Origin of the sequence: Flavobacterium profundi (assembly GCF_006491645.1) — a bacterium.
Lineage (GTDB): Bacteria > Bacteroidota > Bacteroidia > Flavobacteriales > Flavobacteriaceae > Flavobacterium > Flavobacterium profundi.
In genome coordinates, this window is sequence record NZ_VDCZ01000006.1 from 61,147 (window position 1) to 74,448 (window position 13,302).

At 33.0% G+C, this 13,302-nt stretch carries 8 protein-coding genes; 7 read left to right on the forward strand and 1 reads right to left on the reverse strand.

Annotated features, from left to right (window positions below; all coding sequences use genetic code 11):
- The first annotated feature begins 10 nt into the window (after positions 1-10).
- The 6 genes from FHG05_RS09295 (at position 11) to FHG05_RS18390 (ending at position 12,054) form a co-directional block, all read left to right on the forward strand.
- Entirely contained in the window at positions 11-1,591 is a 1,581-nt protein-coding gene (locus FHG05_RS09295) for a RagB/SusD family nutrient uptake outer membrane protein (protein WP_140997743.1), read from the forward strand.
- Between the two features lie 76 nt (positions 1,592-1,667).
- Positions 1,668-3,605, forward strand: coding sequence for a glucosamine-6-phosphate deaminase (nagB, locus tag FHG05_RS09300; RefSeq protein WP_140997744.1), 1,938 nt, complete (start codon positions 1,668-1,670; stop codon positions 3,603-3,605).
- A 143-nt stretch (positions 3,606-3,748) separates the two neighbouring features.
- Positions 3,749-5,809, forward strand: coding sequence for a beta-N-acetylhexosaminidase (locus FHG05_RS09305; RefSeq protein ID WP_140997745.1), 2,061 nt, complete (start codon positions 3,749-3,751; stop codon positions 5,807-5,809).
- A 163-nt stretch (positions 5,810-5,972) separates the two neighbouring features.
- On the forward strand, positions 5,973-11,021 hold the full coding sequence (locus FHG05_RS09310; protein ID WP_140997746.1) for a glycosyl hydrolase family 18 protein: 5,049 nt from the start codon (positions 5,973-5,975) through the stop codon (positions 11,019-11,021).
- A gap of 249 nt (positions 11,022-11,270) precedes the next feature.
- On the forward strand, positions 11,271-11,855 hold the full coding sequence (locus FHG05_RS09315; RefSeq protein ID WP_140997747.1) for an RNA polymerase sigma factor: 585 nt from the start codon (positions 11,271-11,273) through the stop codon (positions 11,853-11,855).
- A 55-nt stretch (positions 11,856-11,910) separates the two neighbouring features.
- Positions 11,911-12,054 (forward strand): hypothetical protein, encoded by a 144-nt coding sequence (locus tag FHG05_RS18390; RefSeq protein WP_181369160.1) that lies wholly within the window; start codon positions 11,911-11,913, stop codon positions 12,052-12,054.
- 23 nt (positions 12,055-12,077) lie between these two features.
- On the opposite strand, the gene FHG05_RS09320 is transcribed toward FHG05_RS18390, so the two are convergent.
- Positions 12,078-12,737, reverse strand: a complete 660-nt coding sequence (locus FHG05_RS09320; protein WP_140997748.1) for an endonuclease III domain-containing protein — start codon at positions 12,735-12,737, stop codon at positions 12,078-12,080.
- Positions 12,738-12,808: 71 nt separating this feature from the next.
- Here FHG05_RS09320 and bcp point away from each other — a divergent pair, with 71 nt between their 5' ends.
- Positions 12,809-13,264: a thioredoxin-dependent thiol peroxidase gene (gene bcp / locus FHG05_RS09325; protein WP_140997749.1), complete on the forward strand. Its 456-nt coding sequence runs from the start codon at positions 12,809-12,811 to the stop codon at positions 13,262-13,264.
- The last annotated feature ends 38 nt before the right edge of the window (positions 13,265-13,302 follow it).

Below are 13,302 nucleotides of genomic sequence, written 5' to 3' on the forward strand. Positions count from 1 at the left end.
AACAAACACAATGAAACTTTATAATATAACTAAAAAAGCATTATTAGTATCCCTGCTAACCATTGCAGGATGTACAAATAATTTTGAAGATATTAACACTAACCCTAATGGATTTACACAGGAACAATTAGAACAAGATTTCAATCACATTAGAAGTTCTTTCAAGCCTATTTTTAATAATCTTCAAGTACTAGATCCTGTGTGGGTATATCAATTGCAACAAGGTTTAAATGCTGATATTTGGTCGGGTTACATGGCAACACCAACGCCTTTTGCTGGGAATATTAATAATACAACATATTCTTTAGTGAATGGATGGAATGGTTTTATTTGGGATTATGCGTATAGAAATGTCATGTATAACGCTTATTATATAGCAAATAATTCTAAAGATAAATACGATCAGTTTTATGCACTTTCTCTAATTTTAAAAGTGGAAGGAATGCATCGTGTGACCGATATTTTTGGGCCCATAATTTATTCAGATTTTGGTTCTTTGGAAACGACTATTGCCTATGATTCTCAAGAAGAAGTTTACAATCAAATGTTTGAAGAATTGGATTTTGCTGTTGGTGAATTAACAACACGATACAATGCAGGAGAACCTTCTACTTTTACCGCTACTGATTTATCAGGTTATGAAGGTGATTACAAACAATGGGTAAAATTTGCCAATACTTTACGACTGCGTTTAGCAATGCATATTGTGAAAATTAATCCTGTTTTAGCTAAAACTGAAGCTGAAAAAGCCATTGCACATGAATTTGGAGTTTTAACAACTAATGATGATATTTTTAAAGTAGTTTCTCCAGTGTACACAAATCCTATTGCCACAATTAGTGGTTCTTGGTTGGATATTAGAATGTCTGCAGATATGGAATCGATACTAGGTGGGTATGAAGATCCTAGAGTTGCCACTTATTTTGATACATCTGCTGAATTTCCAGGTGAATATAAAGGTGTTAGAACTGCAATTGATTTAGTTGCTAAAGCGGATCATCAAGATTTTTCAGGAATAGGTTCTATTGTTCGTTCCAATGAAATTGTTTTAATGACTGCAGCAGAAGCATATTTCTTAAGAGCTGAAGGAGCCTTGAGAGGTTGGACAATGGGTGGAACCGCACAATCTTTTTACGAACAAGGAATTGCCTTATCATTTGAACAACATGGAGCTTCAGGAGCAGCAGCTTATATTTCTGATAATGTGAAAACGGCTCAAGATTATGTAGACCCTAATTTTCCTGTAAATAATGCTTTAGCAGTTAATAATGTAACTGTCGCTTGGGATGATTTAGCTACAAATGAAATCAAGTTGCAAAAAATTATTACTCAAAAATGGATTGCAGGTTTTCCAGAAGGACAAGAAGCGTGGACTGATTATAGAAGAACAGGCTATCCAAAATTATTTCCTGCTTTAGTAAATTATAGTGGAGGAACCATAGACTCTCAATTAGGTCCAAGACGAATCAATTTTGCGCAATCTGAAATTAGTAATAATGCCGGTGGAGTAGCTACAGGTGTGGCACATTTAGGTGGTCCAGATAATGGCGGAACTAGACTTTGGTGGGATACTACAGGACCTAATTTTTAATTATAAACCTTAATTCCTGTACTGATATAAACAGCCAAAATACAAAAGCAATAAATTTTTTAATACGAATATAATAATGAAAAGTGCTATAGAAATTAATCGCGATATAAGCTATAAAAGCGCTGGAAAATTTGAAGAAACAAGATTTGAAAAAATTCATTGCGAAATTTTTAAAAATTCTATGGAAGCCTCTAAAATTGTAGCTCAGGAAATAGCGCAATTAATTAGATCAAAAAAAGAAAGAAATAAGACCTGTGTTTTGGGACTAGCAACGGGTTCTTCACCCATTAAAGTATACGAAGAATTGGTAAGAATGCATAGAGAAGAAGGGTTAAGTTTTGCAAATGTTGTAACTTTTAATTTGGATGAGTATTATCCAATGAATAAAGAAAATAAGCAGAGCTATCATTATTTCATGCATCAGCATTTATTCAATCACATTGATATTTTACCAGAAAATGTTAATATTCCAGATGGAACAATTCCTTTAGAGGAATTAAATCAATATTGTATTGATTATGAAATGAAAATTAAAGAATCAGGAGGATTGGATTTTCAACTATTAGGAATAGGTAGAACAGGACACGTTGGCTTTAATGAACCAGGATCTCATGTCAATTCTGGAACAAGAATTATTACTTTGGATCATATTACGCGTTCAGATGCTTCTTCCGATTTTAATGGCATTGATAATGTGCCTAAAAGGGCTATTACAATGGGAGTTTCTACTATTTTGCGTTCTAAAAGGATAGTACTTTTGGCTTGGGGCCAAAATAAAGCCTCTATTATTAAAAGAACAGTACAAGGCGATACTAATTCAGAAGTTCCCGCTACATTTTTGCAAAATCATACCAATGCTACTTTTGTATTGGATCAATCCGCAGCGGCTGATTTGACTCGTTTTAAAACGCCATGGTTAGTAGGGGAATGCCTTTGGACACAAGAATTAAAAAGTAAAGCGATTGTTTGGTTATGCCAAAAAACCAAACAATCCATTTTGAAATTAACAGATAGAGATTACAATAATAATGGAATGTCTGATTTGTTAGCACAAGAAGGTTCCGCTTATCATCTGAATATTAATATGTTCAATGTATTGCAACATACCATAACGGGTTGGCCAGGAGGAAAACCCAATACAGATGATACGCATCGACCTGAAAGAGCCTTTCCAGAGAAAAAAAGAGTTATTCTTTTTAGTCCACATCCAGATGATGATGTGATATCAATGGGAGGTACTTTTTCAAAATTAATTCGCCAAGGGCATGATGCGCATGTGGTGTATCAAACTTCTGGAAATATTGCAGTTACTGATCAGGAAGCTTTAAAATTTGCTGAGGTTTGTAAAGATTTTGTAAATGATGCTCCATGTTCTGATACCATTTCTAAAATAATTGATTTTTTAAATCATAAAAATGAAAATCAAGTAGATATACTAGAAGTGAGAAAGTTAAAAGGACTTATTAGAAGAAGAGAATCCTATGCCGCTACTAGATATATTGGCTTGAAAGATCAAAATGTTCATTTCTTAGACTTACCTTTTTATGAAACAGGACAAGTAAAAAAGAACCCGTTAGGACAAGAAGATATTAGTATTGTTAGCAACATTATTAAAAAGATTAAACCACACCAAGTTTTTGCAGCAGGAGATTTAGCGGATCCACATGGAACTCATGAAGTGTGCTTGAATGCCATTTTTGCTGCAATGAAAGGCTTAAAACCTGAACCATTTATGAATGATTGTTGGTTATGGTTATACCGAGGTGCTTGGCATGAATGGGACATACATGAAATTGATATGGCAGTTCCGTTAAGTCCGGATGAAGTACTTTTAAAAAGAAATGCCATACTCTTTCATCAATCTCAAAAAGATAGGGTGATGTTTCAAGGAAATGATTCTCGAGAATTTTGGGTTAGAGCAGAAGATAGAAATAAAAACACTGCAAAATTATATGACGAATTAGGATTAGCAGAATACGAAGCGATTGAAGCCTTTAAAAAATTTGAGTATTAATATATTTATTTTGAGTTTGGGGGAAATGAAGAGGATGATTTTTTTATTCTCTTCTTTCTCATTTTTAACAGATTATAAATAAAATATGATATTAAAATAGTTACATTTAAAAAGTAAAGAAGTATATAAATAAAAGTATCTTAATGAATTTAAAACACGCCATAATTTTTGTTTTTTTTAGTTTAAACATTTATTCACAAACTGTAAAACAATCTCTAAGCCTAATACCATGGCCAAAAGAAATCCAAACAAAGCAAGGTTTTTTTAAAATCAATCCAGAATTTAGCTTAAATATAACTGGAAACGCTCATCCAAGAATTTATAAAGCAGCAACTCATTTTTTAAGAAGGCTGGATGGAAGAACTGGGCTATTTTTAAAGCAGGGTTTTATCACAAAATCAGATGAAGATTCGAATGCACAATTGCAAATTCATTGTCAAAGAAAAGGGGAAGTAGGTATTTATGAAGATGAAAGTTATTCGTTAGAAATTAATGAAAAATCAATTATAATTGATGCTGTAACTGATATTGGAGCTCTTCACGCATTAGAAACCTTATTACAATTATTGCAAAATAATTCGGATACTTTTTTCTTTCCCAATGTGAGTATTTCAGACAAACCAGAATTTAAATGGCGTGGTTTAATGATTGATGTAGCGAGACATTTTCAACCTGTAGAAGTTATTAAAAGGAATATTGATGCCATGGCTGCAGTAAAATTAAATGTATTGCATTGGCACTTAGTGGATGATCAAGGTTGGAGAATCGAATTAAAAAATAGAAAGAAACTAACTGAATTAGCATCAGACGGCTATTATTATACGCAAGAAGAAATTAAAAATATCATTCAATATGCCAGTGAAAGAGGAATTGTAGTGGTGCCAGAAATCGATGTTCCAGGTCATGCTACAGCTATTTTAACCGCTTATCCTGAAATTGGTAGTAATTATAAAAAAAATCCATCGGAACAAACGGCTTCAAGTTATAGTATTGAAAGAAATGCAGGTGTTTTTCGACCTACTCTTGATCCATCGAATCCAAATACGTATAAGATATTAAGTGAAATTTTTGATGAGGTTTGTCCGTTGTTTCCAGGAAAATACTTTCATATTGGAGGAGATGAAAATGAAGGAAAAGCTTGGGATGATAATCCTGTAATTCAAGAATTCAAAAAGAAAAAAGGTTTTCAAACCAACCACGAATTGCAAAGTTATTTTACCTTACAATTAGTTCCAATGTTTAAAAAGCATGATAAAGATATTGTAGGTTGGGAAGAAATTATGAATGAAAAAATGCCAAAATCAACCATAATTCATTCTTGGAAAGGTGCCAATGAAGGTTCTACAGCTGGAGCATCTTTAATAAATGCGGTAAAAAACGGTTATAGAACCATACTTTCCAATGGTTTTTATATTGATTTAATGCAAAGTATTAACGAGCATTATATGTCGCCTATTATTCCCAAAAATGCTAAATTAACTACTAAAGAAAGAGAACATATTTTGGGTGGAGAAGCTACGATGTGGAGTGAACTGGTTACAGCTCAAAATATCGATTCAAGAATTTGGCCTCGAACTATTGCCATTGCAGAATTATTTTGGTCAAATCCTCAAAATCCGGATGTTTCTAATTTGCTTCAAAGGCTCCCTTCTGTATCCAATAGATTGGAAGAATTAGGAATTACACATATCAGAAATAAAGAAGTTATTCTTCGTAATATTGCCAACTATCAAAACACATTCGCTTTAGAGTATTTTTCAAAACTATGTGAACCTTTGAAAATTTATACTAGAAATAAAGGTGGAACAGAATATCATATGTATTCTCCTTTTACGTTATTTGCAGATGCTTGTACAGTAGATGCTAGTGAAGCTTTACAATTTAATTGGGCTGTAAACCAATATTTAAAAGAAATTAATCCCACGAATTTAGCAAGTGTTACTTCTTTTTTTGAACAATGGAAAACAAACCATAAAGAATTGGTGGTTTTGAGTGAAAATGCACCGCTTATTCAGCCTATATTGCCACTTTCAGAAAGTTTAAGTCTTTTGTCTGAAGAGTTGTTACAAATTATACATCATAATAAGGAATATGATACGGTTTATCTCAATCAATTATGGGAAAAATGTAATTCAAAAGAATATGCAGATGTAGAATTAGCAGTTGTTATTGGGTTAAAAAAAATGATTGAAAATCTCAAATAATTACAGAATTACACAATATTGATTGTTTTTTGTTGTTCGTTTAATTTTTCTTGCGTTTGGTTGATTAATTTTTTTCAAAATTTTATTCCATCGTATATTCACCTAGATTGTAAAACACTACAATCGGAAAAAACAAACAATATACTAACAAAAAACAAACAAAATGGTAAGAAAACTCAATTATCTATTAGGTTTCTTTTTAATTTTCCCATTCTTGTTGCAAGCACAACCCAATCACAACAAAAAAGTGGTAGGTTACTATGCGCAATGGGCAATTTATGCAAGAGATTTTAATGTAGACAAAATCGATGGGAGTAAATTAACTCATCTTATGTACGCTTTCTTTGGAACTGAATTTGATCCATCAAATCCTCAAAACGCAAAAATAAAATCGTTAGATACCTATGCCGATTTTGAGCATACTGAAGGCGGAGCACCTTGGAATGCAACTCCAAAGGGTAATTTTTATGATTTAATGCAATTAAAGCAACGATATCCTCATCTGAAAATCTTAATTTCAATAGGAGGATGGACTAAATCACAAGATTTGCCAGGAATTGCTGCTTCTCCAGTCGCTAGAACGGCTTTTGCTCAAAACATGGCTAATTTTTTAACGACTTATCCTTTCATCGATGGATTTGATATTGATTGGGAATTCCCGATTATTGGTGGTATTGATGGTACAGAAGTTATAGGTGGAATTACACCGCCTGCTCAGCCACATACTCCAAATGACCACAAAAATCTAGTGTATCTTTTGAAAGAAATGCGTTTGGCAATGCCTAATAAAATCATTTCAATTGCTGCCGGAAATAACGTCGTTCATGTGCCTAACCAATTCATTGGTCCTGGTAACAAAGCGCAATTCGGAATGCAAGATGACATTACTACTTATTGTGATTTTATTACTTTTTTTGGATATGACCTTGGAGGAAATTGGTACGATAAAACGTGTTATAATGCGCCTTTATATGGAAGTGGAAATGCCAATGATCCTTTGAATGCAAATAATGAATCGTTAGATCATTTGACGAATATTTATTTGAATACTTTAGCGATTCCGAATGATAAATTGGTCATGGGAATCCCATTTTATGGTAAGATTTTTAATTCGGTTGCCAATAATGGAACGATACCTTCATTACCAGGTCTATTTGTGGCAGCTCCAAGAACAATAGGGAGTTGTGTGAATCCACAAGCTCCTCAAGGTACTTGGGATAATGCTTTTTGTGAATTTACTGGAAGTGTAGAATTTTGTGATTTGGCAGGTGCTAGTGGAACAACGGGGCATCATTTTCTTAATCCTTCGAATTCTTCTTCTGTTTTACCAGCATCCTCAAGTGCGGGTTGGGTAAGATATTGGGATAATACAGCAAAAGTTCCTTATTTATATAATGCAACGACACATCAATTTGTAACTTATGATGATAAGGTTTCCATAGATGAGAAAGCAAAATATATCAAACAAAAGAATTTAGGTGGTGCGATGATTTGGGAACTTTCTCAAGATACAAGACCAGGAAGCCCTGAACCAGCGGCTCTACTTGGACAAATAAATACTACTTTTTCTTCGAATGTTAATCCTCCTACAACCGTTACGGTAACAGTTGTTTTTAAGGATAATGCGAATATGCCTATATCTGGTGTTACTTCAGTTTTAACTAAAACCGGAACAAATACAACCGTTACTCAAGTTTCTGATGCAAGTGGAAATGTTCAGTTTCCTAATACAGCTACGAATGCAGGTTATGTAATCACGTATACTAAAAATGGCTATAATTTTACACCTCAAAGTACTTCAATTGCTTCGGGTAGTTTGTCTTCCAATGTTTCGTATGCTATTACCGGTTCTACTCAAACGAATCCTGGTTATACCATCTCTGGAAGTGTTCAAAATGGCACAACAGGATTGGCTGGAATTACGGTGACTTTATCAGGGAACGGAACTTCGAGAACTGCTACAACCTCAAGTACTGGAAGTTATTCGTTTACCAATGTTACTGCAGGTCAAAATTATACAGTTGCAGCTTCCAATGCAGGTCAGACTTTTTTACCAGCATCAGCCAGTTTTTCTAATTTAAACGCCAATCAAACGCAAGATTTTACCTTACAAGTTACCAATTCTACTTATTTAATAAGTGGAACTGTTAAAAACGGAACGGTTCCAGTTGCTGGAGCTAAAGTAGATTTAATTTTACCTTGGACAGATAATACGCACAATTGGGTAAATCTCTCTACTCGAACAGATGCACAAGGAAAGTATCATTTTGAAAATTCGGCTTTAAGTGGATATACAACTTATTCTAGCTTGAAATTAAATGCATGGGAAAATAATGATGTAACTTATTTGCCTTCTTATTCACAAGGAACGATTCCAACAGCACCTCAAACATTTGACTTTAATACACAAACAGTTGTGAATACAACTCCTGTGGTGTCTATAACAGCTCCTACAAGTTCCAATGTTGCAGTTAATTTAGGAAATGCAGTTAATTTTGCTGCAAATGTTGGTTTAAGTGCAAATGATGGTACTACAATTACAGCAGTTGTGTTTACTGTAGATGGTCAAAATGTAACAGTAAGTAATGCTGCAAGTAATTATACTGCTAGTTGGACTCCAACTGCCAATCAGTTTTCAGGAAATCATGTATTAAAAGTAGTAGCTACAGCTTCTAATGGAACCACAGATGAGAAAACACTTAATTTTACTTTAACATGTTCTGGTTCAAACTGTCCAAATCAATCGTATACCATTTCAGGAAGTGTACGAAATGGCACAACAGGATTATCTGGAATTACGGTGACTTTATCTGGAAACGGAGCTTCAAGAACTGCTACAACCTCAAGTACTGGAAGTTATTCGTTTGCCAATGTTACTGCAGGTCAAAATTATACGGTTGCAGCTTCCAATGCAGGTCAGACTTTTTTACCAGCATCAGCTAGTTTTTCTAATTTAAGCGCCAATCAAACGCAAGATTTTGCCTTACAAGTTACCAACTCTAATTATTTAATAAGTGGAACGGTTAAAAATGGAACGGTTCCAGTTGTAGGAGCTAAAGTAGATTTAATTTTACCTTGGACAGATAATACACACAATTGGGTTGATTTAGCTACTCTTACAGATGCTCAAGGAAATTATCATTTTGAAAATGCAGCTTTAAGTGGTTATACGACTTATTTAAGTCTTAAATTGAATGCTTGGGAGAATAATAATGTAACCTATTTTCCTTCCTACGCGCAAGGAACTATACCAACAGCACCACAAACATTTAATTTTAATACTCAAGAAGTTGTAAACACAACCCCTTTGGTAACGATAACTGCACCAACAAATGCATCAGTTGCTTTAAATTTAGGAAGTGCAGTTAACTTGGCAGCAAATGTAGATTTAAGTGCAAATGATGGTACTACAATTACATCAGTTGTATTTACTATAGATGGTCAAAATGTAACAGTAAGTAATGCTGCAAGTAATTATACTGCTAGTTGGACTCCAACGGCTAGTCAATTTTCTGGAAATCATGTGCTAAAAGTTAAAGCTACTGCTTCAAACGGAACAACCGATGAGAAAACGCATACTTTTACCTTAACTTGTTCTGGTACGAATTGTCCTAATCAATTACCTGTAATTTCATGGAATGCTCCATCAAGCACTACTATATATCAAAGTTCTTTTCAAACAGTCCCAATTTCAGTTTCTGCAACAGATGCAGATGGAACAATAGCAAATGTTTCCATTACTATAAATGGAAGCACACATGCAATGATAGCTGGTGCAAATAATACATATAGTTATAACTTTTTACCAACGGCTTATCAAGCGTATCCAATCGTCATTAAAGCAACGGATAATGTTTCGGGTCAAACCACTTTAAATAAGACGATTACAATAGCTACGATTTCGAATAATCGATTTATACCTTTACCGAATAAAGTAGTTTTAGGTTATGCACATTCCTGGGAAAATGCGGAAGCTACTTTCTTGTACTTCAATCAAATGGTTGGAAAAAAATTCAATGTAGTGGCCTATGCTTTTATTGAAACAGTAAACAGAGATGGTTACACACCAGTTTTAACTACAAATGATAATCGTTATGTAACGAATGGAGTTTTCGACAGACAATTGCTTAAAAATGATATTCAGGCCTTACGAAATAGTGGTGTGCCTGTAATTGTTTCTATTGGAGGACAAAATGGACATGTGGTTTTGCAAACAGTTGCACAAAAAAATACGTTTGTAAATGGATTAAAAGCCATAATAGATGAATTTCAATTTGATGGTGTAGATATCGATTTTGAAGGTGGCTCTATGGATTTTGGTGCTGCAGGATTAACAGATTTTTCTTATGCAGGAATTTCAGCTTACCCAAGATTGAAAAATGTGGTGGATGCATTTAAAGAACTAAAACAACATTACGGACCTGGATTTATTCTTACTGCTGCACCAGAAACTTTTTATGTCCAAGTAGGATATCAAAGTTATGCTGGAACAGCTGGATCCTTTTTACCTGTTCTACATAATCTAAGAAACGAAATGGACTTATTAATGGTACAATTGTATAACTCTGGACCAGTAGGAGGATTAGATAATCAAAATTATTTTTCGGCTACACCTAACTTTGTTACTTCTATGACCGATATGCTTCTAAAAGGATTTAATGTAGGAACAACTGGTTTCCATTTTGATGCATTACCACCGTCAAAAGTAGTTGTTGCATTACCTGCTTGTCAACGTGCTGCTGGAACAGGATATTTAGCTCCATCAGAGGTTGTTAAAGCATTAGATTATTTGCGTTATGGGACTAACTTTTCAGGACGTACTTATACAATGCAACCGGGCGGTCCTTATCCAAGCTTAAGAGGAGTAATGACCTGGTCTGTAAATTGGGATGCAGCGGCTAGTTGCGCATCAAGCTATGGTTTCTCTGAAACATTAGGGAATTATTTCAATGGCTCTCCAATAGTTTCAAATCGTTTAAATAATGATGTGAAAGGATTTATTGTTGAAAATAAATTAACCATTCAAGCAAAAACAGCTTTAATTAAGCAAGTGAATGTTTATAATTTATTAGGACAATTAATTAAGCAACAAAATTTTGATACCAATACAAATACAGTAGAAGTGTTTGATGATTATTTCAGTAATAAACAAATATTCATCATAAAAGTTGTGGATAAAGAAGAAATTATAACTGAATTAAAAATATATTAGTTTTTTAAAATTGATATGGTTGTTAATAACCCCTTCCTATTAAAATTAGGTAGGGGTTTTTAAATAAAATACCTGTTTCTGTGCTTTTTTTAATTATTTTTTCAACTCAGGTGTTAATTTTTTAGTTAGTATTTGTTTATTAATAAAAAAAAATGTTAAATTTGACCCATTAACAATAAAAATTAAAGGCTTATACAATAAAATTACTTTTTAAAATTTCGAACCCAAATTAATTTAAAAGGTATTGTTATGGCTAATAATTTAATCTCAGATGCTGTTCTGGTTAAAAATTATATTGAAGGAGACGAGTCTGCCTTGAGTATATTAATCGAAAGGCACCAATCAAAAATTTACGGATTTATTTATACAAAGATTCAAGATCGAGACATTTGTGATGATGTGTTTCAAGATACTTTTATTAAAGTAATCAAAACATTAAAGTCGAAATCGTATAACGAAGAAGGAAAATTTCTTCCTTGGGTAATGCGTATTGCTCATAATCTAATTATCGATTATTTTAGAAAGTCTAAAAAAATGCCCATGCAACGAGATAACGAAGAGTATTCCGTTTTCTCTTATTTAACAGATACGAATTTGAATGTAGAAGATCAAATCATATTAGATCAAGTGGAATACGATTTGTCTAGGCTGATTGATGAATTGCCAGATGATCAAAAAGAAGTACTTCAAATGCGTATTTATCAAGACTTAAGTTTTAAAGAAATTGCAGACGCAACAGGCGTAAGTATTAATACTGCTTTAGGAAGAATGCGTTATGCATTAATGAACTTGAGAAAAGTAATTGAAAAAAATCAAATTATTTTAACGAATTAATACTAAATTTTTTTTTTTGTCGTTATTAAATTATTAAATAATAAATTTTTTATTGATGGCAAAACTTTACTCAAAACAAAAATTAGCAGGACAAAGTATGTTACCCAAAAAAGAGACAATTGCGTTTATACTTAATTACTCCAAAGCATTAAGTATTAAAAAAATAGGTAAGATGTCATTTGAAATTATTGCTAATTAAAAAAGGAATGCTTCATAATCAATTTATGAAGCATTCTTTTTTAAATAAGAGTCTATAACTGACTTTCTACCAATAGTTTTGGTAATAATATCTTTTTCTAAATCCCAACCTCGAGCTGGAGAGTATTCTCGTCCATACCAAATGATTTGTAAGTGTAAATCATTCCAAATTTCTTCAGGAAAGATTCGTTTGGCATCTTTTTCAGTTTGCTGTACATTTTTGCCATTGCTTAAATTCCAACGGTACATCAATCGATGGATATGTGTATCTACAGGAAAAGCAGGTACACCAAAAGCCTGACTCATAACAACACTAGCCGTTTTATGACCTACTGCTGGTAAACTTTCGAGTGCTTCAAAACTTTGTGGCACTTCACCATTATACTTTTCAATTAAAATTTCAGATAAACCATGAATGCCCTTAGATTTCATTGGAGATAATCCACATGGTCTTATAATGGCTGCAATTTCTTCAATACTCATTTTTACCATGTCATAAGGGTTATCCGCTTTGGCAAATAATAAAGGTGTAATTTGGTTTACTCTTACATCAGTACACTGTGCAGAAAGTAAAACAGCAACTAATAAAGTATAAGGATCTTTATGATCTAATGGAATGGGTATTTCAGGATATAATTCGTTTAACTTATTTATAACAAATGTTACTTTTTCGTTTTTAGTCATTTTTGTAATTTTATAATCTCATATAACTTTATGACAAAGTTAAACTTTTAACACAGTAAATTAAACAAAAAATGACAACATTAAAAAAAGGAGATAAGGCTCCTAATTTTTCAGGAATAGACCAAGATGGTAAAAAGCATACGTTAAAAGATTATGAAGGTAAAAAGCTAGTTGTTTTCTTTTATCCTAAAGCAAGTACTCCTGGTTGTACAGCAGAAGCTTGCGATTTAAGAGACAATTTTGAACGCTTTAAATCTAACAATTATGCCTTGTTAGGCGTAAGTGCTGATAGCGCTAAAGCACAGGCTAAATTTATTGAAAAAAATGAATTGCCTTTTCCTTTGCTTGCAGATGAAGATAAAAAGGTAATTCAAGCGTTCGGTGTTTGGGGACCAAAAAAATTTATGGGTAGAGAATATGATGGTATTCACAGAACGACTTTTGTAATCAATGAAAAAGGAATTATTGAAGAAGTAATTGATAAAGTAAAAACAAAAGAACACGCCAATCAAATTTTAGGGGAATAAACACTACTTAAAAAAAAGCTGTCAAAACAATTTTGGCA

Bases quoted from the DNA above. Each gene is read 5' to 3' on its own strand.
- FHG05_RS09295 (WP_140997743.1), top strand. From the start codon at position 11: ATGAAACTTTATAATATAACTAAAAAAGCATTATTAGTATCCCTGCTA.
- nagB (WP_140997744.1), top strand. From the start codon at position 1,668: ATGAAAAGTGCTATAGAAATTAATCGCGATATAAGCTATAAAAGCGCT.
- FHG05_RS09305 (WP_140997745.1), top strand. From the start codon at position 3,749: ATGAATTTAAAACACGCCATAATTTTTGTTTTTTTTAGTTTAAACATT.
- FHG05_RS09310 (WP_140997746.1), top strand. From the start codon at position 5,973: ATGGTAAGAAAACTCAATTATCTATTAGGTTTCTTTTTAATTTTCCCA.
- FHG05_RS09315 (WP_140997747.1), top strand. From the start codon at position 11,271: ATGGCTAATAATTTAATCTCAGATGCTGTTCTGGTTAAAAATTATATT.
- FHG05_RS18390 (WP_181369160.1), top strand. From the start codon at position 11,911: ATGGCAAAACTTTACTCAAAACAAAAATTAGCAGGACAAAGTATGTTA.
- FHG05_RS09320 (WP_140997748.1), bottom strand. From the start codon at position 12,737: ATGACTAAAAACGAAAAAGTAACATTTGTTATAAATAAGTTAAACGAA.
- bcp (WP_140997749.1), top strand. From the start codon at position 12,809: ATGACAACATTAAAAAAAGGAGATAAGGCTCCTAATTTTTCAGGAATA.